The organism is Herbaspirillum rhizosphaerae, from assembly GCF_046025915.1.
In the GTDB taxonomy this organism is placed as follows: Bacteria; Pseudomonadota; Gammaproteobacteria; order Burkholderiales; family Burkholderiaceae_D; genus Herbaspirillum; species Herbaspirillum rhizosphaerae_A.
Genome location: NZ_JAQQFR010000015.1, coordinates 31,098 through 54,875 on the forward strand (window position 1 = coordinate 31,098; position 23,778 = coordinate 54,875).

General features: G+C 56.3%; 17 protein-coding genes and 1 tRNA gene. 8 read left to right on the top strand and 10 right to left on the bottom strand.

Annotated elements, in window-relative coordinates; all coding sequences use genetic code 11:
• Window positions 1-13 precede the first annotated feature (13 nt).
• Both mutY and mutM read right to left on the bottom strand, forming a co-directional pair.
• Window positions 14-1,165, bottom strand: coding sequence for an A/G-specific adenine glycosylase (mutY, locus tag PQR63_RS20225; protein WP_408169745.1), 1,152 nt, complete (start codon window positions 1,163-1,165; stop codon window positions 14-16).
• The gene (gene mutM, locus PQR63_RS20230; RefSeq protein ID WP_408169746.1) at window positions 1,162-1,983 is read right to left on the bottom strand and encodes a bifunctional DNA-formamidopyrimidine glycosylase/DNA-(apurinic or apyrimidinic site) lyase; all 822 of its coding nucleotides are present in this window, start codon (window positions 1,981-1,983) and stop codon (window positions 1,162-1,164) included. The genes mutY and mutM overlap by 4 nt, the downstream gene beginning before the upstream one ends.
• A 198-nt stretch (window positions 1,984-2,181) precedes the next feature.
• Here mutM and PQR63_RS20235 point away from each other — a divergent pair, with 198 nt between their 5' ends.
• The 6 genes from PQR63_RS20235 (at window position 2,182) to PQR63_RS20260 (ending at window position 7,568) form a co-directional block, all read left to right on the top strand.
• Window positions 2,182-3,987, top strand: coding sequence for a tetratricopeptide repeat protein (locus PQR63_RS20235; protein ID WP_408169747.1), 1,806 nt, complete (start codon window positions 2,182-2,184; stop codon window positions 3,985-3,987).
• Between the two features lie 23 nt (window positions 3,988-4,010).
• Window positions 4,011-4,640, top strand: coding sequence for a lipoprotein insertase outer membrane protein LolB (gene lolB, locus PQR63_RS20240; RefSeq protein WP_408169748.1), 630 nt, complete (start codon window positions 4,011-4,013; stop codon window positions 4,638-4,640).
• Between the two features lie 72 nt (window positions 4,641-4,712).
• Entirely contained in the window at window positions 4,713-5,582 is an 870-nt protein-coding gene (gene ispE, locus PQR63_RS20245; protein ID WP_408169749.1) for a 4-(cytidine 5'-diphospho)-2-C-methyl-D-erythritol kinase, read from the top strand.
• Between the two features lie 81 nt (window positions 5,583-5,663).
• Window positions 5,664-5,740, top strand: a tRNA-Gln gene (locus PQR63_RS20250).
• 132 nt (window positions 5,741-5,872) lie between these two features.
• Window positions 5,873-6,823 carry a ribose-phosphate pyrophosphokinase gene (locus tag PQR63_RS20255; RefSeq protein WP_007880734.1) on the top strand — a complete coding sequence of 317 codons (951 nt, stop codon included), beginning with the start codon at window positions 5,873-5,875 and terminating at the stop codon, window positions 6,821-6,823.
• Window positions 6,824-6,959: 136 nt separating this feature from the next.
• Window positions 6,960-7,568, top strand: coding sequence for a 50S ribosomal protein L25/general stress protein Ctc (locus PQR63_RS20260; protein WP_408169750.1), 609 nt, complete (start codon window positions 6,960-6,962; stop codon window positions 7,566-7,568).
• A gap of 159 nt (window positions 7,569-7,727) precedes the next feature.
• Here PQR63_RS20260 and PQR63_RS20265 read toward each other — a convergent pair whose 3' ends face one another.
• The 6 genes from PQR63_RS20265 to PQR63_RS20290 form a co-directional block, all read right to left on the bottom strand.
• Window positions 7,728-9,515: a M61 family metallopeptidase gene (locus PQR63_RS20265; RefSeq protein WP_408169751.1), complete on the bottom strand. Its 1,788-nt coding sequence runs from the start codon at window positions 9,513-9,515 to the stop codon at window positions 7,728-7,730.
• Between the two features lie 226 nt (window positions 9,516-9,741).
• A complete protein-coding gene (locus tag PQR63_RS20270; protein ID WP_408169752.1) occupies window positions 9,742-11,205 on the bottom strand; it encodes a glutamate synthase subunit beta in 1,464 nt (487 codons plus the stop codon).
• A 123-nt stretch (window positions 11,206-11,328) separates the two neighbouring features.
• Window positions 11,329-16,005, bottom strand: coding sequence for a glutamate synthase-related protein (locus tag PQR63_RS20275; RefSeq protein WP_408169753.1), 4,677 nt, complete (start codon window positions 16,003-16,005; stop codon window positions 11,329-11,331).
• A gap of 173 nt (window positions 16,006-16,178) precedes the next feature.
• Window positions 16,179-16,916 carry a transposase gene (locus PQR63_RS20280; RefSeq protein WP_408169754.1) on the bottom strand — a complete coding sequence of 246 codons (738 nt, stop codon included), beginning with the start codon at window positions 16,914-16,916 and terminating at the stop codon, window positions 16,179-16,181.
• Between the two features lie 123 nt (window positions 16,917-17,039).
• Complete coding sequence (locus tag PQR63_RS20285; protein WP_408169755.1) at window positions 17,040-18,005, bottom strand: TerC family protein; 966 nt, start codon at window positions 18,003-18,005, stop codon at window positions 17,040-17,042.
• A gap of 36 nt (window positions 18,006-18,041) precedes the next feature.
• Entirely contained in the window at window positions 18,042-18,362 is a 321-nt protein-coding gene (locus tag PQR63_RS20290; protein ID WP_408169756.1) for a TFIIB-type zinc ribbon-containing protein, read from the bottom strand.
• 114 nt (window positions 18,363-18,476) lie between these two features.
• Between PQR63_RS20290 and nhaR the strand changes: the two genes are divergently transcribed.
• Window positions 18,477-19,388, top strand: coding sequence for a transcriptional activator NhaR (gene nhaR, locus PQR63_RS20295; protein ID WP_408169757.1), 912 nt, complete (start codon window positions 18,477-18,479; stop codon window positions 19,386-19,388).
• A 222-nt stretch (window positions 19,389-19,610) separates the two neighbouring features.
• Here nhaR and PQR63_RS20300 read toward each other — a convergent pair whose 3' ends face one another.
• Window positions 19,611-20,474: a LysR family transcriptional regulator gene (locus tag PQR63_RS20300; RefSeq protein WP_408169758.1), complete on the bottom strand. Its 864-nt coding sequence runs from the start codon at window positions 20,472-20,474 to the stop codon at window positions 19,611-19,613.
• Between the two features lie 205 nt (window positions 20,475-20,679).
• On the opposite strand from PQR63_RS20300, the gene PQR63_RS20305 reads away from it, so the two are divergent.
• Window positions 20,680-21,897 (top strand): YbfB/YjiJ family MFS transporter, encoded by a 1,218-nt coding sequence (locus tag PQR63_RS20305; RefSeq protein WP_408169759.1) that lies wholly within the window; start codon window positions 20,680-20,682, stop codon window positions 21,895-21,897.
• A 92-nt stretch (window positions 21,898-21,989) separates the two neighbouring features.
• Here the strand turns inward: PQR63_RS20305 and PQR63_RS20310 are convergent, their stop codons facing one another.
• Window positions 21,990-23,489: an AMP nucleosidase gene (locus PQR63_RS20310; protein ID WP_408169760.1), complete on the bottom strand. Its 1,500-nt coding sequence runs from the start codon at window positions 23,487-23,489 to the stop codon at window positions 21,990-21,992.
• Between the last annotated feature and the right edge of the window lie 289 nt (window positions 23,490-23,778).

Sequence of the window (23,778 nt, forward strand, 5' to 3'; positions counted from 1 at the left end):
CCAGTTCACTCAATCAATTCAGCAAATCGTCGGTGCGCAACACGCCCAGCAACAGTTTTTTGACTGGCGCAGGCAAGGGCGCATCCGCCAAGCCGGCAACCGGGTACCAGACATACACGGATTCCGCAGCCTGAAGCAGGCGCTTTTTCAGCACGACCTGAAATGGCGACACATGCAATTTGAAATGCGTGAAGACGTGCGAAAACGGTTGCAGCTTGCGACAGGCGGCAATCGTGCCGAAAGGCCGTGTCGCACTGTCAACGGCGAGCTCAAACTCCTCGGCATTCTGGCTCACCGGCAGCTCCGGCAGCGATAACAATCCGCCCCAGATGCCGCTGTCCGGACGCTGCTGCAACAAAACGTCTTCGCCCTCGCTGATGACCAGCATCATTGTATCTTTCTCGGGAACCGCCTTCTTCGGTTTGCGCACCGGCAGTTCAGCAGTACGGCCTGTGGCCAGCGCCACGCAGCGCTGGGCCAGCGGACAACGATCACAAGCCGGCTTGCCGCGCACGCACAGCGTCGCGCCCAAGTCCATCAAACCCTGCGTATAGGATTCCATATCGGTTTGCGGCAACAAAGCCACCGCACGTCGCCACAGCAAATCCTCTACCGGCTTCGAACCGGGAAAGCCTTCCACCCCGAACACACGCGCAAACACGCGCTTGACGTTGCCGTCCAAAATGGCTGCACGCTTGCCATACGCGAAAGCGGCAATGGCCGCTGCTGTCGAGCGACCGATACCCGGCAAATCGGCCAACTGGTCAGGATCATCGGGAAAGCGGCCGCCGTATTCGGCCGTCACACGTTGCGCGCAGCGATGCAGATTGCGCGCACGCGTGTAGTAGCCCAATCCGGCCCAGTGCGACATCACGGCTTCCGACGGCGCCGCCGCGAGGCTCTCGACGGTCGGAAAACTCTGCAGGAATTTTTGATAATAAGGAATCACCGCCGTCACCTGCGTCTGCTGGAGCATGATCTCGGAGAGCCAGATGCGATAGGCATCGCGGGTGTTTTGCCACGGTAACGCGTGCCGGCCATGTTGCTTTTGCCAGCCAATAACGGCGGCCGAAAAACCTGGATCGACAAAGTTATCTGCAGCTGTTAGTGCGCCTGCCTGGGCGACGCCGGGCGTCGTATCCGTCTTGGTGAGTACACGTTTCATCGTTGGCAAATCACACAGTAAAAGGTAGAACGCTGGCCTTGCTTGATCTGACGTATCGGCGTCGCGCAGATACGGCAATCCTGCCCGGTACGGTTATAGACGAAATAGCTTTGCTGGAAATATCCCGACTGGCCGTTGACGGCAATGAAATCGCGCAAGCTGCTGCCGCCCTGTTCAATCGCGGCTGCCAGGGTCTCGCGAATTGCCGCCTCCAGTTTTTCGTAACGCGGCAGGCTGATCTTGCCGGCGGCAGTTTTTGGATTGATACCGGCCTTGAACAGGCTTTCCGAAGCATAGATATTGCCGACGCCGACGACGATGTCGCCGGCCAGCAAGACCTGCTTGATGGGTGCGCTGCGGTTGCGCGTCTGACGATGCAGCTCCTTCGCCGAAAACTTATCCTCCAGCGGCTCAAGCCCAAGGCCGCGCAAAAGTATGTGCTCCTCGATGTCGCCATCGGCAGCGTCGTGCCATAAAACGGCACCAAAGCGACGTGGATCGGTCATACGCATGACTTGCTTGCCGACCACCAGATCGAAGTGATCATGCTTTTGCGGTGTTATTCCCAAGGGCAGAATACGCAAATGCCCCGACATTCCCAGATGCACGATCAACGTGCCATGGTCAAAGTTAATGAGGAGATATTTGCCGCGCCGTCCAGTCGAACGCACGACACGACCGGCAAGCCGCACCTCCAGATCGACCGGAAACGGCCAGCGCAAGCCGGTATGGCGCATCACCACGGCGGTGACCTTGCGTCCCTCAAGATGGGGAGCGACACCGCGGCGGGTAACTTCTACTTCTGGTAATTCAGGCATGGAAACACGGACTCTTGAATGGAACGGCAAGAAAAATTGCAGGATAGCGGCGAACAGCCGTCTACAACCGAAGAGGCTACAGCCGCTATAGACACTATGATAAGGCAGATGGTTTACACTCGCTTACACCAAGAAGCATGCCGTTGAGCGTAAAATTAATATTTGCTCGCTCATTTGCCAAATTACTCAGGATTTCCCTTGAAAAAACCTCTCGCCATTGTAACGCTCTCCGTCATGCTCTCCGCGTGTGCAAGCCTGCGGCAACCCAGCGAGACCGATGCAACTACGGCTGCGGCTGCAACCAGCAAGAAACAAACTTTGGTCAAGGCGACACCGGCCCGCAAGGGGCAAGCCAAAGCCAAGGCGCAGCCGGAAGATCCGCTGCCGACACCTGAGCTGAGCGATGAAGTCCTGTTCAGAATCATGAGTTCTGAAATCGCCTTCCAACGCGGCCAATGGCAGGCGGCTTATGTCACCTTGCTCGGCGCGGCCCAGCAAACCCGTGACCCGCGTCTGGCAAAACGCGCTGCCGAAATGGCACTGGCCGCGCGCCATCCCAACGAAGCACTTGCCGCCGTCCGTCTCTGGACCGAACTGGCGCCGCATTCGGATGAGGCCTTGCAGAACTACCTTGGCCTGATCATGTTGGGCGACAATATTTCAGAAATCCAGCCGCTGATGGCGCAACGCCTTGCAGAAGCTGATCCGCAAGCACGCGGCCCGATGATTCTGCAAATCCAGCGTTTGCTGATGCGCGCCAAAGACAAGGCCGGTGCTTACACCATCTTGCAAGACATCGTTGCGCCCTATCCGACGCTGCTCGAAACTCACGTCGCGCTGGCGCAAGGCGCCTTTTCCAATCGTGACGGCGAACGTGCACGTGATGAAGCAAAGCAGGCGCTGAAGATCAAACCTGATTCCGAACTTGCAATCCTGACGCTGGCGCAAGTGACGCCCGATGGCAATGAAGCGATGAAGCTGGTGTCGGACTTCCTCAAAAAGTATCCGGATTCGCGCGAAGTACGTGTTGCCTATGCCCGCGGACTGGTTGAGCAAAAACAGTTCGAACAAGCGCGCAGCCAATTCCAGACCTTGCTCAAAGACGACAAGGATGACCTGACCACGCTGTACGCATTGGGCATCCTGAACGTGCAAACCAATCATCTGACCGAAGGCGAAACCTACCTGAAGCGCTATCTGGAAGTATTGGCAGCCCAGCCGGAAGATGAACGCGATCCGACACAAGCGCTATTGCTGCTGTCGCAAATCGCCGAAGAACGTAACGACATCCCGACCGCATTGAAGTATCTGGAACAAGTCGAACCGGGCGAATCGTATAACGCCGTACAAATCCGCCGTGCGCAATTGATGACCAAGAGCGGCGACATCGATGGCGCCCGCAAGGTACTGCAACAAGCACAATCAGATGCCGGCAATGATCGCGAACTGTTACAGCTGATTCAGGGCGAAGCCCAGATCCTGCGCGACAGCGAACGCTATCAGGATGCAGCGGACGTGTTGTCGGCCGGCCTGAAGCGCTTTCCTGATAGCACCGACCTGCTGTACGACTATGCAATGGTGACCGACAAGACCGGCAACTACAAGGATATGGAAACGTCGCTACGCAAGATCATCGAACTCGCGCCGAATAACCAGCATGCTTACAACGCGCTGGGATATTCACTGGCCGACCGCAACATTCGCCTGCCGGAAGCCGTGTCGCTGATCAAGAAAGCGGTCGAACTGGCGCCTGAAGATCCATTCATTGCCGACAGCCTGGGCTGGGCAGAATTCCGCATGGGCAACATGGATGAGGCAGAAAAAGAACTGCGCCGAGCATATGGTCTGCGCCCCGATCCGGAAATTGGCATCCATCTCGGCGAAATCCTCTGGACACGCGGCAAGCAGGACGAGGCCAAGAAGCTGTGGCGCGAAGCGCAAAGCAAGGATCCGAAAAACGACGTCCTGAAAAGCACGCTGGAGCGCCTCAAGGTTCAGCTCTGATCCGCTCGCAGCCTATCTCGACCATGACGATCAATTTATTGAAACACGTTGCGGCAGCATGCCTGGTCATGCTGGCCGCCGGTTGCGCCACCGTTGCTCCGCCTGAGAGCGCGGACAGCGGCCCTGCTGTAGAACGCCGCTATAACGACAGCATTGATCTGAGCGGACGCCTGTCGATCCGCTATGAACAAGATCGCCGCGAACAAGCCGTCCACGGCAGTTTTACCTGGAACCAGAGCGCACGTCATATCGTCCTCAGCCTGCTGTCGCCGCTGGGCCAGACGCTGGCGACCATCGACATCAAGCCGGGCATCGCCGTACTGACGCAATCAGGCAAACCACCGTTATCGGCAGCCGATGTCGACGTCCTGACTGAGCAAGCCCTGGGCTGGCCGTTGCCGGTATCCGGTCTGCGTGACTGGCTGCAAGGTTTCGGACGCGGTGCCGACGGCAAAGCCTTCGTCGCCCAGCCATCCCGCGACACGGTGCGTTTTACCACCCGCGACGGCTGGAATCTGAGTTACGGCGAATGGCAGGATGATGCCGCCAAAACAGAGAAGAATCGTCCTAAACGCATCGATCTGACGCGCGAAACCAAACAGGCCGGCCCGGTATCGATCCGTATCGTGATCGATGACTGGCAGAGTCATTAACTATTCAGCCCATTGCGCCAACGCCTGATTGGCGCAGATCATGGCAGTACCAACGACATTCCAACCTGATTCATGCAAGCAAGCCTGTCCAACTGCCCCGCGCCGGCAAAACTGAACCTGTTCCTGCACGTGACCGGCCGTCGCGCCGATGGCTATCATTTGCTGCAAACGGTATTTCAGCTGCTTGATCGCAGCGATACGCTGGATTTTTCCGTGCGCGACGATGGGCGCATTCGTCGCACCAATGATGTCCCGGGCGTACCAGAAGAAACCGATCTTGTGGTTCGTGCCGCCCGGTTGCTGCAAACCGCCGCCGGCAAGCCACATCTCGGCGCCGACATTACCGTCCATAAGCAACTTCCCATGGGAGGCGGTCTGGGTGGCGGGTCATCCGATGCTGCAACTACGTTGACGGTCTTGAATCATTTGTGGCAAACCGGCTTAAACCGCACGCAATTAATGGCGCTGGGGCTGCAATTAGGGGCCGACGTCCCCTTCTTTTTGTTTGGCCGCAATGCGTTTGCCGAGGGTGTTGGCGAAGACCTGATTGCTCTGGAAACCGCCAATCGCTGGTTCGTGGTGATCGAACCCGGTGTATCCGTACCAACCGCGATAATTTTTTCGTCAGAAGAATTGACAAGGGATACAAAAGTCGTCAGAATAACGGACTTTCCTGAAGCGCATAATCTTCTCGATAGCGACTTCGGAAAAAACGACTTAGAAGTGGTGGCTGCCAAGCAGTTTCCTCCTGTCGCTGAAGCCATCAAGTGGCTCAAGACATACGGAAACGCAAGGATGACAGGATCCGGCGCTTGTGTATTTTGTTCTTTTGAACATGAACATCAAGCAGACGAAGTACTGAAACAAGTACCTTCGAAATGGATTGCCTGGAAAGCCAAAGCGATGCAGGAACATCCTCTCGCCCATTTGATAAGTTCGTAACCAAGAATTGGTTTGACGATGAATTGCACACGATGTTAAAAGTGTGATTGGTGTAATTCAGCGGCAAACAGCAGATTGCGTAGGGGAATCGCCAAGTTGGTTAAGGCACTGGATTTTGATTCCAGCATTCCAAGGTTCGAATCCTTGTTCCCCTGCCATTAAATTTGGGCAGTTTTACATCGCCCGATAAAGAAAAAAGAAGCCAAAGAGATAAGCCGCCAACGCAAGACTGTACAGTCAAGCATTGTCGGCTTTTCGACTTTTAAACGATTGCATTCAGGGATACCCATATGGCATACGAAAACCTGATGGTTTTTACCGGCAGCGCCAACCCAGAACTGGCGCAAGGCGTCGTCGAAAAATTAGGTATCCCGCTGGGCAAGGCCAATGTTTCGAAGTTCTCCGACGGTGAAGTCATGGTCGAGATCAACGAAAACGTCCGCGGTAAAGACGTTTTCGTGCTGCAGTCGACCTGCGCACCGACCAACGACAACCTGATGGAAATCATGATCATGGTTGATGCGTTGAAGCGCGCTTCCGCCGGCCGTATCACTGCTGCAATCCCGTACTATGGTTATGCCCGTCAGGATCGCCGCCCGCGTTCCGCCCGTGTTGCGATTTCGGCCAAGGTCGTCGCCAACATGCTGCAGGAAGCCGGCGTTGAACGTGTCCTGATCATGGACTTGCACGCTGACCAGATTCAAGGTTTCTTCGACATTCCGGTCGACAACATCTACGCATCGCCGATTTTGCTGGGCGACCTGGTGAGCAAGAACTACGACGACCTGCTGGTCGTGTCGCCTGACGTCGGCGGCGTGGTGCGCGCCCGTGCATTGGCGAAGCGCCTCGGCTGCGATCTGGCGATCATCGACAAACGCCGCCCGAAGGCGAACGTGTCGGAAGTCATGAACATCATCGGTGAAGTCGAAGGCCGTAACTGCGTGATCATGGATGACATGGTCGACACCGCCGGCACGCTGACCAAGGCTGCTGAAGTGTTGAAAGAGCGCGGCGCCAAGAAGGTTGTTGCTTACTGTACGCACCCTGTTCTGTCCGGCCCTGCGCTGGATCGCATCGCCAATTCGCCGCTGGACGAGCTGGTCGTCACCGACACGATTCCCCTGTCGGACGCCGCCAAAGCCTGTGGCAAGATTCGCCAACTGACCTGCGCCAGCCTGCTGGCCGAGACATTCAAGCGCATCAGCAAGGGCGACTCGGTGATGTCGCTGTTTGCAGAATAAGCTTTAAAGATTCAGCTTTAGTTTCAAATTCGATTTCAGTTTTAATCCCGTCATGCAAATGACGGGATCCTTGAATCCCCTGGTCGCGGGGGATTTTTAACGCGAGACGAAAGTCCCGCAACCTTTGGAGTTTCACATGAAAGTTATCGCATTTCCACGCAAAGAGCAGGGGACCGGAGCGAGCCGCCGCCTGCGTATTGCTGGTCAAACACCAGCCATCGTCTACGGTGGTACAGCAGCACCGCTGAACATCGCTCTGGACCACAACGCGCTGTACCATGCGTTGAAGAAAGAAGCATTCCATTCGTCGATCCTCGACCTGGAAATCGAAGGCAAGGTTGAACAAGTTCTGCTGCGCGACTTCCAAGTCCACGCATACAAGCAACTGGTTCTGCACGTTGACTTCCAACGCGTCGATGCATCGCAAAAGATCCACGTCAAGGTGCCACTGCACTTCGTGAACGCTGAAATCTCCCCAGCCGTCAAACTGGCATCGGGCATCATCAGCCACGTCATGAGCGAACTGGACATCTCCTGCTTGCCTAAGGATCTGCCGGAATTCGTTTCCGTTGATCTGTCGAAGCTGGAAGTCGGTCACTCGATCCACTTGGCTGACCTGCAATTGCCAAACGGCGTGACCGCTGTTTCGCAAGAAAACCTGACAGTTGCTACCGCTTCGGTACCAGCAGGCAAGGTTGAAGCTGAAGGCGCAGCCCCAGCAGCAGGCGACGCAGAAGCGAAGTAATCTTCGATTCAGCAAAGCTGACGCATCAAATAAAAAACCCGCTTCGGCGGGTTTTTTATTGCCTGCAATTTCAGCAGTACATCAACATTGGCAGCATCAGAATCGGTATTGGCACCAGCAACTAGCCAATGCCAAAGCCGTCAAAACAACCTCGGTTAATTAACCGAGCCAAGCCTTGCGCTTGCGTACAAGAGCAAGCGGCTTATCTTGCGCAGTCAGCATCACTTGCGGCGCGCCGTCATTCTTCAGCTTGACCTTGAAACACATCAGCTCGTCGCGACGGAACACGTGCAACTCGACCACGTCGTTCTCGCTATAACGGGCCAGTAAACCATCCATGCCTGCCGGTGGGATACGAACCCCATCCAGCGCTACCAAACGATCACCTGCCGACAATCCGGCACGCTGCCCTGCCCCGCCTTCATACACATTGGCAAGCTTGGCATCTCCGCCGTCACGCGTCACACGAACATTCATACCGGGCTTGGCATCCTTGCGCACATCCGCATAGGCGACGCCGAACGGCGCCATCAACGATTCCAGCGGCAGGTCTTCGGTGCCGCGAATGTAACGATCAAAGAAGCGCTTCAACTTCACGCCGCTGACTTCTTCGAACAAAGCCTCGGCCTCTTCCTCACCGATGCCCTTGCCACCTTTGCGGCTATAGAAATCACGGCCAAAGCGCTGCCACAACGCCAGCATCACATCGTCCAGCGACTTGCGGCCATTGGTTTCGGCGCGGATCGTCAGGTCGAGACCCAGCGCCACGAGCGAACCCTTGGTGTAATAGCTGACGATGGCGTTCGGTGCGTTTTCATCCTGGCGATAGTATTTGACCCAGGCGTCGAAGCTCGATTCTGCCACGCTCTGCTTGCGTCGGCCGCTGCCACGCAAGACGCCATTGGCGGTCTTCGACAGCATCTTCAGATAGTCCGGTGTATCGATCAGACCGGTACGCACCAGGAACAGATCGTCGTAGTAGCTGGTGAAACCCTCGAACAACCACAGCAACGAGGTGTAACCCTCTTCCCGCAAATCGTAGGGTGCGAACATCGCAGGCTTGATGCGTTTGACGTTCCACGTGTGGAAATATTCGTGGCTACACAAGCCGAGATAGGTGCGATAGCCATCGGTCGATTCCGACTTGCCCTTCACCGGCAGATCGCTGCGCGCACAAATCAGCGCAGTCGATGCACGATGCTCCAGACCGCCGTAGCCATCACCAACGACCATGGTCATGAAGACGTAACGCGACATCGGCGCACGTTTGCTTTTCGGCTCGAAGAAGGCAATCTGCGCTTCGCAGATTTTCTTCAGATCGGAGGACAGGCGCGCCATGTCCAGATTCGGCACATTGCCGGTAATCACGATATCGTGGGGTACGCCATGTGCCGTAAAAGTAGCCAGCGCAAAGTCCCCCAGCTCAACCGGATGGTCAATCAACTCGTCATAATCACCGGCGACGTAAGTGCCAAAACCATAACGCTTGGCCTTGAGTTCCTGCATGGAAGTCGCTACGCGCCAGCGCTTGTAGGCGTCGCCTTCGGGGCGACGGATATCGACGATGTGCTCCGATAGCTCCTGCCCTTCGACGCGCAGAAACACGCTGGTGCCGTTGAAGAAAGCGTGGGTCTGATCCAGATGTGCGGTACGCACCGACAAATCCCAGGCGTAGACCTGATAGCTCAACGTCAGCGGGCCGGTACACGGCGCAGCGCGCCAGGTGTGTTTATCGAGCTTGCGCAGTACGACTTTCTTGCCGCCGGCTTCGCCGCGGATTTGCACGATATTGCGCGCGAATTCGCGAATCATGTAGCTGCCGGGAATCCACGCCGGCAAGGAAAATACTTGTCCGTCGGCAGCCGGCGTATCGACTGTCAGGGTGACGTCGAACACGTGGGCGGCGCAATCGTTGGAGGTGATGCTGTAGCGAATCGGGGTAGTCATGTTGTTCTTCGGTTATCGCGGGTTATCGCCAACAATCGCCAATAATCGCGACGACAAGCCGTATCTGAAAAGTGAAATTCCATTGTACTTGAGCAAGGCGAGTCCGGGCTGACACCAGGCTGATTTCGCTTGGCCCGCTGCCATTCCGGGACCTGAGCCGCCAAGTAAAAAGCCGGAAAGACTTTCGTCAATCCGGCTTCTTTACCGCATTTTTTACTTCCAGGTGTCAGCGTGGCAGTACCGACGATCCCATCAGGAACTCATCCACTGCGCGCGCGCACTGACGGCCTTCGCGAATCGCCCACACCACCAGTGATTGGCCGCGACGCATGTCGCCTGCCGCAAACACCTTGTCGACCGAAGTCTTGTAGCAGCCTTCGCCATCGGTTGTCGCTTTGGCGTTGCCGCGTTGGTCCTTGTCGACGCCGAACGATTCCAGCACTTGCTGCACCGGCGAGACGAAGCCCATGGCCAGCAGCACCAGATCAGCCTTCATTTCGAATTCGGAATTAGGCACTTCCTGCATCTTGCCGTCCTTCCATTCGACACGCGCGGCGATCAGCTTTTCAACCTTGCCGTTCTTGCCTTCCAGGCGCTTGGTCGCCACGGCCCAATCGCGGTCGCAACCTTCTTCATGCGACGACGATGTGCGCAACTTAGTTGGCCAGTAAGGCCAGACCATTGGCTTGTTTTCTGTTTCCGGTGGTTGCGGCATCAGTTCGAACTGGGCCACCGAAGCAGCGCCGTGACGGTTCGAAGTCCCAACGCAGTCTGAACCGGTATCGCCGCCACCGATCACGACCACGTGCTTGTCGGTCGCCATGATCTGGCCCTTGAGCTTGTCGCCGGCATTGACCTTGTTTTGCAGCGGCAGGAATTCCATGGCGAAATGTACACCCTTCAATTCGCGGCCCGGCACCGGCAAGTCACGCGGCAGTTCTGCACCGCCGGCGATGACGACAGCGTCGAAATCTTTCTTCAGGTCGTCGGGAGAAACTGTTTCCTTGGACCAGTTGGTGATGTTGGCCGGGAAGTCCTTGCCTACCAGCGTGCTGGTGCGGAAGACGACGCCTTCTGCCTGCATCTGCTCGACGCGCAGGTCGATGTGCGACTTTTCCATCTTGAAATCGGGGATGCCGTAACGCAGCAAGCCGCCAACGCGATCGTTCTTTTCGAACACGGTCACGTCATGGCCGGCGCGCGCCAGCTGTTGTGCAGCGGCCAGGCCTGCGGGACCGGAACCGACCACGGCGACCTTCTTGCCGGTTTTGACGGCGGCCGGTTGCGGCGTGACCCAGCCGTTTTCCCATCCCTTGTCGATGATGAAATGCTCGATCGACTTGATGCCGACAGCGTCGCTGTTGATACCCAGCGTGCAAGCTGCTTCGCACGGCGCCGGGCAGATACGGCCGGTGAATTCGGGGAAGTTGTTGGTCGAATGCAGCGTGTCCAGTGCTTCCTTGTAGTCGCCGCGATAGACCAGATCATTCCAGTCGGGGATGATATTGTTGACCGGGCAGCCATTGTTGCAGAACGGGATGCCGCAATCCATGCAGCGTGCGCCTTGCACTTTAGCTTCTGCATCACCCAGATGCAGGACAAATTCCTTGTAATGCTTCATGCGCGACGGTGGCGCTTCGCTCGCCTCTTTCAGGCGCTCATATTCCATAAAGCCGGTTACTTTACCCATTTTCCACTCACATTCTTCGCTAAGGATAGGTGGCTGACGATTCGTTGTACTTGGAGAACTCGGAAATCGTCAGCCTTGCGTATATTGATATTGATCGTTCGGACTGATTCGGCACTTACTTGTTTATGCCGGAATCTTGTCCTTAGGCGTCGCTTTGGCAGCATTCAGTTCGCCCAGTGCACGTTTGTACTCGGTCGGGAAGACCTTGACGAACTTGCCGCGCGATGCCGCCCAGTTGTCCAGCAGATAGCGCGCGCGCGTGCTGCCGGTGTACTTGAAGTGACGCTCGATCAGACCACGCAATATCACTTCATCGGTCTGGCCGTTGCCGCCGCGTTGCAGGCTGTGCCAGATGGCGCGATCGGTCGAGGCTTCCTGTTCGGTATCGGACAAGACCTTGTCCAGTGCGACCATGGCCATGTTGCACTTGCCCGCGAAGTCACCTGCCTCGTCGTAGACATAAGCGATGCCGCCCGACATACCCGCCGCAAAGTTACGGCCAGTGGCGCCCAGTACAACGACGGTGCCGCCAGTCATGTATTCGCAACCGTGGTCGCCGGTGCCTTCAACAACTGCAATCGCGCCGGAGTTACGCACGGCGAAACGCTCGCCGACCACGCCGTTGATGAATGCTTCGCCGGAGGTCGCGCCGTACAGCACGGTGTTACCGGAGATCATGTTGTCGACTGCGCGGCCGCGGAACTCGGTGTTTGGACGCACGATGATGCGACCACCCGACAAGCCCTTGCCGACATAATCGTTGCCTTCGCCGACCAGATCCAGCGTCACGCCGTGCGCCAGGAACGCGCCTGCCGATTGGCCTGCGGTGCCCTGCAACTGGATGTGGATGGTGTCGTCCGGCAGACCTTCATTGCCGTAACGCTTGGCCACTTCTCCCGACAACATGGCGCCGACGGTGCGGTTCAGGTTGCGGATCGGCGAAATGAAGGAAACCTTCTCGCCCTTATCGAGTGCGGTACGTGCCTGTGCAATCAGCTTGTGATCCAGCGCCTTATCCAGACCGTGGTCTTGATTCTCGGTGTGGAAGTACGGTGTCGCGCTGACAGGTTGATAGAAGATCTTGCTGAAATCCAGACCTTGCGCCTTCCAGTGTTGGATAGCCTTGGTACGGTCCAGCAGATCGGAACGGCCGATCAGTTCGTTGAAAGTACGGATACCCAGTTGCGCCATGATCTGACGTGCTTCTTCCGCGATGAAGAAGAAGAAGTTGACCACGTGTTCAGGCTTGCCGGAGAACTTGGCGCGCAGGACAGGATCCTGAGTCGCCACGCCGACCGGGCAAGTGTTCAGATGGCACTTGCGCATCATGATGCAGCCTTCGACGACCAGCGGTGCCGTAGCAAAACCGAATTCGTCCGCGCCCAGCAGTGCGCCGATAACGACGTCGCGACCGGTCTTCATCTGACCGTCGGCCTGCACGCGGATGCGGTTACGCAAACCGTTCAGCACCAGAGTTTGCTGGGTTTCGGCCAGGCCGAGTTCCCATGGCGAACCGGCATGCTTGATCGAGGACAGCGGCGATGCACCGGTGCCGCCGTCATGGCCGGCGATTACGACGTGATCCGACTTGGCCTTGGCAACACCTGCGGCAACCGTACCGACGCCGACTTCCGACACCAGCTTGACTGAGATCGATGCGCGCGGATTGACGTTCTTCAGATCGTGGATCAGCTGTGCCAGATCTTCGATCGAATAGATGTCATGGTGCGGCGGCGGCGAAATCAGACCAACGCCCGGTACCGACACGCGCAATGTCGCAATGTAATCAGTGACCTTGTGGCCTGGCAGCTGACCGCCTTCGCCCGGCTTCGCGCCCTGCGCCATCTTGATCTGGATCTGGTCGGCAGAGATCAGGTATTCGGCCGACACGCCGAAACGGCCGGATGCCACCTGCTTGATGCGTGAGCGCAGCGAGTCGCCGGCTTGCAGCGGGATGTCGACTTCGATGACGTCCTTGCCGATTTCCGATGCCAGGGTTGCGCCTTGCTTGATCGGGATGCCCTTCAGTTCGTTGCGGTAACGATTGACGTCTTCGCCGCCTTCGCCGGTGTTGGACTTGCCGCCAATGCGGTTCATCGCAATTGCCAGCGTGGCATGCGCTTCGGTCGAGATCGAACCCAGCGACATCGCGCCGGTAGCGAAACGCTTGACGATTTCCTTGGCTGGCTCGACTTCATCGATCGAGATCGCCTTCGACGGATCGATCTTGAATTCGAACAGACCGCGCAATGTCATGTGGCGCTTGGATTGATCGTTGATGATCTGCGCGTATTCCTTGTACGAATTGAAGTTATTCGCGCGAGTCGAGTGTTGCAGCTTGGCGATCGCATCTGGTGTCCACATGTGCTCTTCACCACGGATACGGAAGGCATATTCGCCGCCCGCGTCCAACGCATTGGCCAGAACCGGATCGTTGCTGAAGGCAGCGCGGTGCAGACGCAGCGCTTCTTCGGCGACTTCGAACACGCCGATACCTTCGACATTCGATGCAGTGCCCTTGAAGTACTTGTCGACCAGCGCCTTGTTCAGACCGATGGCTTCAAAAATCTGCGCGCCGCAGTAGGACATGTAAGTCGAAATACCCATCTTCGACATGACCTTCAGCAAGCCCTTGCCGATTGCCTTTTGGAAGTTGTAGATCGCCTTGTCGCCCGACAGATCACCCGGCAAACCCTTGGCCATTTCGGTCAGGGTATCCATTGCGAGGTACGGGTGGATCGCTTCGGCGCCGTAGCCCGCCAGCAGTGCGAAGTGATGCGTTTCGCGTGCAGAGCCGGTGTCGACGACCAGACCAGTCGACGTACGCAAGCCCTTGCTCACCAGGTGCAAGTGGATTGCGGAAGTCGCCAGCAATGCAGGAATCGCGACTTGTTCGGAGTCTACCTTGCGATCCGAAATGATCAGGATGTTGTGGCCCGACTTGACGGCGTCGACTGCCTTGGCGCACAGCGATGCCAGACGTGCTTCGATGCCTTCCTTGCCCCATGCGACCGGGTAGCAGATATTCAGCTCATGCGACTTGAACTTGCCGCCGGTATGCGCGCTGATGTTGCGCAGCTTGGCGATGTCGGCGTAGTCGAGAATCGGCTGCGACACTTCCAGACGCATCGGCGGGTTGATGTTGTTGGTGTCGAGCAGGTTCGGACGTGGGCCAATAAAGGACACCAGCGACATGACCATCGCTTCGCGGATCGGGTCGATCGGCGGGTTGGTCACTTGCGCGAACAATTGCTTGAAGTAGTTATAGAGCGTCTTGTTCTTGTTGGACATGACTGCCAGCGGCGAGTCGTTGCCCATCGAGCCGATCGCTTCTTCGCCACCCGACGCCATCGGCGCCATCAGGAACTTGACGTCTTCCTGGGTGTAACCGAACACTTGCTGGCGATCCAGCAGCGGAATGGTCGAGCCGGATTCAAACGGCTCGGCCTTCAGTTCGTCCAGCTTGACGCGCACCGACGAAATCCATTGCTTGTATGGCTTGGCGTTGGCGTAAGTGTCCTTCAGTTCCTTGTCATCGATGATGCGGCCGGCGTCGAGGTCGATCAAGAACATCTTGCCCGGTTGCAGGCGCCATTTCTGGATGATCTTGGATTCTGGAATCGGCAGCACGCCGGATTCGGAAGCCATCACGACCAGGTCGTCGTCAGTCACGATGTAACGTGCAGGACGCAGACCGTTACGGTCCAGCGTGCCGCCGATGTGACGGCCGTCGGTGAAGGCCAGGGCGGCCGGACCGTCCCATGGTTCCATCATCGCGGCGTGGTATTCGTAGAAGGCGCGACGGTTGTCGTCCATCAGGGTGTGGTTTTCCCAGGCTTCCGGCACCATCATCATCATGGCTTGCGCCAGCGGATAGCCCGCCATCAGCAACAGTTCCAGTGCGTTGTCGAAGCAAGCAGTGTCGGACTGACCTTCATAGATCAGCGGGAACAGCTTCTTCAGATCGTCGCCCAGCACGGCCGACTGCATCACGCCTTCGCGTGCGCGCATCCAGTTGAAGTTGCCCTTGACCGTGTTGATTTCGCCGTTGTGAGCGATCAGGCGGTATGGGTGAGCCAGTGGCCACTCAGGGAAAGTATTGGTGGAGAAACGTTGATGCACCAGCGCCAGCGCAGAAACGCAGCGCGGGTCTTGCAGATCCTTGTAGTACACGCCAACCTGATCAGCCAGCAACAGACCCTTGTAGACCACGGTGCGCGCCGACATAGACGGCACGAAGAATTCCTTGCCGTGGATCAGGTTCAGGGCCTGAATGGCGTGACCGGATGATTTGCGAATCACATATAACTTACGCTCCAGTGCGTCAGTCACCATGATGTCCGGGCCGCGACCGATGAAGATCTGACGGATGACCGGCTCTTTTTCACGCACGGTCGGCGACATCGGCATGTCCATGTCGACCGGCACATCGCGCCAGCCCAGCACAACCTGGCCTTCAGCCAATACCGACCGCTCGATTTCCTGCTCACAGGCGATGCGGGAAGCGTTTTCCTTAGGCAGAAAGATCATGCCGACGCCGTATTCACCTGGTGGCGGCAGTTCGACGCCTTGCTTGGACATTTCTTCGCGGTAGTACTGATCCGGAATCTGGATCAGGATACCGGCACCATCGCCCATGAGCGGATCAGCGCCGACAGCACCCCGGTGGTCGAGATTCTTCAGAATGAGCAAGCCTTGCTCAACGATAGAATGGTTTTTCTTCCCCTTGATATGGGCGATAAAACCGACACCACAGGCGTCGTGTTCATTAGCTGGGTCGTATAGGCCTTGCGCATGCATAACGGTGCTCCACCACTTTGAGAGTAAGGATTTAAGGATAGTGCACTGCACCCAAATCTTCAATAAGAACAAAAGGGGTCAGAGTAAAATTAAAAACCTCAGAATTTTTAATATTTTTTAATTGGGGACAGAGTAAATTAACAACCGCGTTAACTCTTTGTATTAAAAGACTTTTATTCGACTTTCAGTTCATCGGCATCATCATCTTGCACCGGTGCAATATCCACTTTCTTAGCTGGACGCCCCCGCTTGGCAGGACTAACACGGCGGCTGACCTGTTTTTCCAGGCCTGATTTAAAGTCGTCGGCACCCAAGGCCCAGCCCTTCAAGGTCGCCTGCGTGATCGCCTCCACTTCCTGACTGGCCAGCGACTGCTCGGCCAACAGTTTGTAGGCGATCTCGCGGTCGAACGGCGTATTGCCCAAAGCCCAATACAAGCGGTGGTCGGTGATCAGCGGATCCGACTTTGCGCCAATGTGATGCATGTAACTCGACCATGGATAATCCGCCGGCCCTGCGACAAGTGCGTTACGGACCGGATTCAGCTCGATGTAGCGACTGCACAACAGCAGGTAACGCTCGGCGTCCAGCACCGTGGCTCGGTAACGCCCCTGCCACAGGGTGCCGCCTCTTTCATATTTCTGGTTGTAATAAGGAACGTAATACCGCCCAACCCATTGCATCATTCGTGCCAGCCCGTCGGCATCGACAGGTGTCGCCAGCACATGGATGTGGTCGGGCATGAGTACATAAGCGTGTACGGCGACCTTGAAGCGCTTGGCCCCTTCTTTCAGCCAGTCCAGGAACGCCGCATGATCCGCAGAATCGCGAAATATTGATTGTTTGTCATGTCCACGCTGAATGATGTGATGCGGTTGATTCGGGACGACGAGGCGGGGTAAGCGAGCCATAGATGACGACTAAAACAAAAAAGGCCGGAGGCGATTCACGATTGTAAATCAACTCCGACCCCAATTTTTGCTCGTTTCGCCCGATCCTTTGTGGATCTATCGGTTCAAGCGACAACTTACAACTTAAGCCACAACCTTCTTGCGTGAGAGCACCAGACTGATCAACACAGACGCCAGCAGGATCAGGCCAACCACCAGCAGCGAAATCATCACTGGAATGTGGAACCAGTACGCCAGCAGCATCTTGCCACCCACAAATACCAGCACAAGCGCCAAACCGTATTTGAGATAGTGGAAGCGATCTGCCACATCAGCCAGCAAGAAGTACAGCGCCCGCAAACCCATGATCGCAAACATGTTCGACGTGAACACGATGAACGGGTCAGTCGTGATCGCGAAAATCGCCGGAATGCTGTCGACTGCAAAAATCAGGTCCGTCACTTCAATCAGGATCAGCACCAGCATCAGCGGCGTGAAATAGCGTACGCCGTTGCGCATCGTAAAGAACTTCTCGCCGTCGTACTCATTGCTGATACGCATATGTTTGCGCAAGAACTTCAGCAAAGGATTGTCGTTGAGATCACTCTCCTTGTCCGCAAAGATCAGCATCTTGATGCCGGTGATGATCAGGAAAGCGCCGAACAGATACATGATCCAGCTGAACTGCGCGATCAGCCAGGCACCCAGCAAAATCATGACGGCACGCATGACAATCGCACCGACCACGCCGTACAACAACACACGGCGCTGCATCTCGGCCGGCACGGCGAAGTAGCCGAAGATCACCAGGAAGACGAAGATGTTATCCACCGACAGCGACTTTTCAATCAGATAACCGGAGAGAAACTCCAGGCTCTTCTGATTGGCGAATTCGCGGCCGATGCTGTGATCCAGATACCACCACAGCAAGCCACTGAAGAGCAATGCCAGCATCACCCATGCGATCGACCAGCCCAGTGCCTCCTTGACCGTCACCTTATGCGAATGACGGCCACCGAGCACCAGCATATCGAACGCCAGCATCCCAAGTACAAACACGATAAATCCGCCCCACATCAGCGGACTTGCAAAACTTTCTACACCGTTCACGGTATTCCCCTTTATTTATAACGACTGATTAGTTGATTAATCGAAGTCGAAAAATTCGCCCAAAAATCCCTTCTTCTTGCGCGACTGATAATCCTTGTTGTAACGATGACCATCGTCGTAGCCTCGCTGCTGTTGCGGCGCGTATTGCGGTGCCGGTGCGCGCTGCTGAGCTGGTTGATGATGCGGCTGCGGAATCGCTTGTTGCATCGGCGCCGCGGCAGCCTGTGAACGCTCAATCAGCTTATCCAATTCACCGCGATCCAGCCAGACGCCACGGCATTGCGGGCAATAGTCGATCTCGACGCCCTGACGATCGCTCATGTTCAGATTGACGGTAGTACAGACAGGACACTTCATGACGGCCTCCATGGCTTTGCAATAGACAAGCCGTACTGTAGCTGGATCCTAGCCTATTGAAAATTCGAATATACTTTCATTTATCTTCGGAAAAAACGATGAATAGGACAAGCCATGGCCGCGCTCAATTACAAACATCTTCACTATTTCTGGGTCGTCGCCAAAACCGGGGGCATTGCGCGTGCCGGCGAGCGCCTGCATCTGACGGCACAGACCATCAGCGGTCAGATTACGCTCTTCGAAGACAGCCTGGGCTACAAGTTGTTCAACCGTATCGGTCGCAAACTGGAACTCAACGATGTCGGCCGCACCGTGTTCGCCTATGCCGATCAAATCTTCACGCTCGGCGAAGAGCTGGAGGAAGTCATGCGCTTTCGCCCGGGCGGCAGTCCTTTGCAATTCAGAGTCGGCGTCGCTGATGCGGTCCCCAAAACGATCGCGTATCTGCTGCTGGAGACGGCGCTGAAACTTGATGACCCGGTACGCATCGTTTGCCGTGAAGGCAAGCTCAACAGCCTTCTCGGCGATCTGGCGATCCATCGTCTGGATATCGTCATCGCCGACAGCCCCATGCCTGCCAATATTGACGTGCGCGGTTACAGCCATCTGCTGGGTGAGTGCAATACCAGTTTTTTCGCCACGCCAGCACTGGCTAAACACTACAAGAAGAATTTCCCGCAGAGCCTTGATGACGCGCCATTCCTGATGCCGGGAGAAGATGCTGCGGTTCGGCCAAAATTGCTGCGCTGGTTTGAAAAGGAAAAGATACGCCCGCGAATCGCCGGTGAGTTCGATGATGGCGCGCTGCTGAATGCTTTCGGGGAAGCCGGTACCGGTATCTTCGCGGCTCCCTCGGCGGTGACCATGCAATTGAAGCAACAACTCGGCGTCGTGCAGATCGGACAAACCGAGCAGATCACTGAACAGTTCTACGCCATCTCGGTTGAGCGGCGACTGACACATCCTGCCGTGCTGGCGATACAGTCGGCAGCGCGTGAGAGTCTGATCATTCCAAAGGGAAAGTAAACGCAGGGAAACGCGGACGTCATCTACCAACATGCCATTGCGGCAATATCCAAACAAAGCGGAAGCACAAAGAAAAAACCCCACGCTCCTTGCGGATCGTGGGGTAAATCCCATTCTCGGGGGAGAGAATGGAGGGGGAAAACCAACTATAAGAAAAGCAGAGTAGCGTCGCAGTGTTTTTTACAAATTGTTACGCCACCCTCCGCTTCGTAACATATTCCGTCAGGACTCAGTCAGCAAAAGGGTTCGCAACGCATTGAAGACCATGGTCTGTTGCTCACGGCGACAAATCAGGGAGGTCGTAATCCGCCCGTCCTTACCTAAAGAATAGGCGGAAAAATTCTGTTGTCCATGCATATTTAATATCGAACGCGGAACAAAAGCCATACCGATGCCCGCCGCGATGCAAGCAAGCATCGCGTGATATGAGCCAAGCTCCAGAATCCGCAGAGGACGACGGTCCTTGATGCTGCCGGAAGCAAACCATTGTTCTGCGAAGCTGCGATAGGTGCAACCTTGTTCAAAGACAATCAATGTCTCCACCTTCAAATCATCCGGTGTCTTCACCCGCCCATGACCACGCGGCACGGTGATCATCAGTTCTTCCTGGTATAACGGCGTTGAGAAAAAAACATCTTCCGGAATCGGCCCTGCCACCAGTGCAGCATCAAGCTTGAAGCTGCGCACCTGATCGATCAGATGTTTCGTTGCTCCCGTGGTCAACTCCAGTTGCACTTCCGGCCAGCGCTGATGGAATGCTGCCAGCGGTCCTGGCAAACGACTTGCGGAAGTACTCTCCATCGCCCCAACGCGCAGCCTGCCGCGCGGCTCTTGCGGCACCATCGCATGCCTGGCTTCTTGCACGAGACCGAGGATGCGTTCGGAATAGTCGAGCAATATTTCACCGGCAGGCGTCAACACCAGACGTTTGCGATCGCGGATAAACAGCGAAACACCCACTGACTCCTCCAACTGCCGCAGGCGCGTGGTCACATTCGACTGCACACGATGCAGACGCTCGGCAGCGCGCGTGACGCCACCCTCGGCCACGACCGCGCGAAAAATTTCAAGTTCGGCAAGTTCCATGCTGACTCCGATTAAAAATCCTCACCCACCATCTCATAAAAAGATGATTACATTCTAATTATTCATTTTTTAGAATGATAAAGACAAGCTAACATTGCAACATTCGCGACAACCTCAGCTAAGTTAGCAAGGTCGCAACAGACACCACTCAATAATAATGACGCCCGGCGATCAATCCCCGACAGCGCCTCAAGAACAGGAAGCAATGACTACTCCGGACGCAAGTCACAACCGTAAAAGCGCCCTGCGCATCGCCTTCGCCGGCCTGATTGCGCTCGCTGCAGCCATGGGCATCGGCCGCTTCGCCTTCACCCCGCTGCTGCCGATGATGCTGCATGACCAGACCATCGACCTCAACAGCGGCGGCTGGCTGGCGACATCGAACTATCTCGGTTATTTCATCGGCGCCATGTTATGCGCGTTCTGGCGAGGCTTGCCGCCGACGCGCACGATTCGCGCCGGGCTGATTGCCACGGTGTTGCTGACGCTCGGCATGGGCTTGTTGCATGCACAAGCGATCTGGCTGGCGTTGCGCCTGCTATCCGGCATCGCCAGCGCACTGGTATTCGTCTACAGCTCGGGATGGTGTCTGCAACGTCTGGCGCAACTGCAATTGCCTGCTCTGGGCGGCATCATCTATTGCGGTCCCGGCATCGGCATCATGCTCACCGGCTTGTCCAGCAGCGGCATGGTCAGCAACGGCTGGCATGCCGATACCGGCTGGATCGCATTCGGCTTGTTGGCGGCCGTGTTGACGGCGGCAGTGTGGAGCACCTTCAGCGGCAATCTTGATTTGCGCGCAGGCAATACCACCCAAGCGGGAACAGAGAGTGCCGAACCCGCAGCGATCAGTCAGGAAGTCCGCTGGCAAGTGCTGGCCTACGGCATGGCAGGATTCGGCTACATCATCACCGCCACCTTCCTCCCTGTCATTGCACGCCAGGCATTGCCGCCCGGTTCGGCGTGGCCGGATTTTTTCTGGCCGTTGTTTGGTTTGTGCGTAGCGCTCGGTGCGCTTGGTGCGACACGGATTCCTGTGCACTTTGATCAGCGCTTGCTGCTGGCGATCAGTTATGTGATGCAGGCAATCGGCGTGGTCAGCAGCGCGATTTTCCCTAATGAAGTCGGATTCGCACTCGGCAGTATTTTGCTCGGTTTACCGTTCACCGCCATCACGCTATTTGCCATGCGCGAAGCACGCCGCCTGCGCAGCCATTACGCGGCGGGACTGATGGGATTGATGACGGCATCCTACGGCATCGGCCAGATTGCCGGACCGCCGCTGGCGACACGACTAGTGCATGCGACCGGCTCGTTCACGCCTTCGCTAAGTATCGCCGCGCTTGCATTGCTCGCCGGTGCCGCCTTGTATGTGTGGCTGAGCCTGCGCTCACGCCCGGATCAGACAACAACCGCAACCTGACGTTAAATAAACGGCCTTGAAATGCAACGAGCCGATGCTGAATCATCAGTATCGGCTCGCTTATAACAACGACAACAGCTAAGACTGCAGAGTTAACGGAATGCCGGTTCGCCGAAACTGCGCAGCTTGCGGCTGTGCAATTGCTCGATGCCGTGATTACGCAGCAACTCCAGCGCGCGGATACCGATCTTTAAATGCTGAGCGACGCGTTGCTCATAAAAGCGATTCGCCATACCCGGCAACTTGATCTCACCATGCAAAGGCTTGTCGGACACGCACAGCAAGGTGCCGTACGGAACGCGGAAACGGAAACCGTTGGCGGCTACCGTCGCGCTTTCCATATCCAGCGCAATTGCCCGACTCTGACTGAAGCGCAGCAAGGGCGTGCGATGATCGCGCAGTTCCCAGTTACGATCATCTACCGAGGCCACGGTACCGGTGCGCATGATGCGCTTCAACTCATATCCTTCCAGTTGCGTGATGCCGGCAACGGCATCCTGCAACGCAAGTTGCACTTCCGCCAACGCCGGAATCGGCACCCACAGCGGCAAGTCATCATCCAGCACATGATCGTCGCGGACGTAAGCATGGGCCAAAACGTAATCGCCCATACGTTGCGACGACGACAAACCTGCGCAATGGCCAAGCATGATCCAGCCATGCGGACGCAGCACGGCAATGTGATCTGTAATCGTCTTTGCATTTGACGGGCCCACGCCGATATTGACCAGCGTGATACCGGTGCCGTCTGCGCGTTGCAAGTGATAAGCCGGCATCTGCGGCTGACGCACCGGCGGCGTACCGGTACTCGGCATGCCCTTCATTCCTTCGACATTGGCATTCGGTGTCGTCACGTTGCCCGGCTCAACGAAGGCCGTGTACTGCTGACGATAAGTGCGCAGCTCAGGATCGTCGGTCGCCTGCATCAGCTCGCGCCCCATGCGCACGAACTCATCGACATAGAACGCGTAATTCGTGAACAGCACATAGCGCTGGAACTGCTGCGGCGCCGTCGCCGTGTAATGACGCAGACGATGCAGCGAGTAATCAATGCGTGGCCCGGTGAACAATGCCAGCGGATGAACGCCATCGCGCCAGCCGCCGTTGTCAACTTCATAGGTACCGTTGACGATGCGATCATCCATCTCGGCCAGATCGGGCAAATCAAACACGTCCGGCAACAGACGCAAATGGTCCGGATCCAGATCCCCCTCAACGTGAATGCCCTCGGCAAACGCGAAGTGAACCGGAATCGGCAAATCGCTGACGCCGATTTCCAGCGGCTCCTGATGATTGGCCAGCAAGAGCTTGAACTGACTCAGCAGATAATTCTTGAACAGCGTCGGACGCGTCAACGTCGTCTGGTACGTTCCCGGCCCGGCGACAAAACCAAATGACTGGCGCGTGTCAGTGTGGGTCACCTTTTCGGTTGTAATGCGCACAAAGGGATAGCACGCTCGCACACGCTCCTGCAACACTTCGCCTTTGGCGAATTGTTTGAAGGCATCGCGAAGGATGGCGGTGTTGTGCTCATAGATCTCGATCACGCGATCGACCGCCGCTTGCGGATCGGTAAATTTTTCGGTCAACAACTTTTCTCCAATCAATTCCAGTTCTCGACGCGCTGCCGTCTGTGTGACTTCACTGATTTTCTCGATTCACATAGAGTGGCAACGTCCGATTTCATTGTACCTATATAAACAAAAAGGCCAATTCAATTCCGAACGCGGAAAGGAAAACTGACTGTGGGCAACAACGGTATTTCATTCAATTCCCCGGACAGCTAAATTCTTGAATAGAATTAAGAATTCGACATTGTTTTTTTGGATTTAGCAAAATAAAGAAACATCAAAAATTCAAAATACTCGCAAATCCAAAACA

Bases quoted from the DNA above. Each gene is read 5' to 3' on its own strand.
- mutY (WP_408169745.1), bottom strand. From the start codon at position 1,165: ATGAAACGTGTACTCACCAAGACGGATACGACGCCCGGCGTCGCCCAG.
- mutM (WP_408169746.1), bottom strand. From the start codon at position 1,983: ATGCCTGAATTACCAGAAGTAGAAGTTACCCGCCGCGGTGTCGCTCCC.
- lolB (WP_408169748.1), top strand. From the start codon at position 4,011: ATGACGATCAATTTATTGAAACACGTTGCGGCAGCATGCCTGGTCATG.
- ispE (WP_408169749.1), top strand. From the start codon at position 4,713: ATGCAAGCAAGCCTGTCCAACTGCCCCGCGCCGGCAAAACTGAACCTG.
- PQR63_RS20255 (WP_007880734.1), top strand. From the start codon at position 5,873: ATGGCATACGAAAACCTGATGGTTTTTACCGGCAGCGCCAACCCAGAA.
- PQR63_RS20260 (WP_408169750.1), top strand. From the start codon at position 6,960: ATGAAAGTTATCGCATTTCCACGCAAAGAGCAGGGGACCGGAGCGAGC.
- PQR63_RS20265 (WP_408169751.1), bottom strand. From the start codon at position 9,515: ATGACTACCCCGATTCGCTACAGCATCACCTCCAACGATTGCGCCGCC.
- PQR63_RS20270 (WP_408169752.1), bottom strand. From the start codon at position 11,205: ATGGGTAAAGTAACCGGCTTTATGGAATATGAGCGCCTGAAAGAGGCG.
- PQR63_RS20275 (WP_408169753.1), bottom strand. From the start codon at position 16,005: ATGCATGCGCAAGGCCTATACGACCCAGCTAATGAACACGACGCCTGT.
- PQR63_RS20280 (WP_408169754.1), bottom strand. From the start codon at position 16,916: ATGGCTCGCTTACCCCGCCTCGTCGTCCCGAATCAACCGCATCACATC.
- PQR63_RS20290 (WP_408169756.1), bottom strand. From the start codon at position 18,362: ATGAAGTGTCCTGTCTGTACTACCGTCAATCTGAACATGAGCGATCGT.
- nhaR (WP_408169757.1), top strand. From the start codon at position 18,477: ATGGCCGCGCTCAATTACAAACATCTTCACTATTTCTGGGTCGTCGCC.
- PQR63_RS20300 (WP_408169758.1), bottom strand. From the start codon at position 20,474: ATGGAACTTGCCGAACTTGAAATTTTTCGCGCGGTCGTGGCCGAGGGT.
- PQR63_RS20305 (WP_408169759.1), top strand. From the start codon at position 20,680: ATGACTACTCCGGACGCAAGTCACAACCGTAAAAGCGCCCTGCGCATC.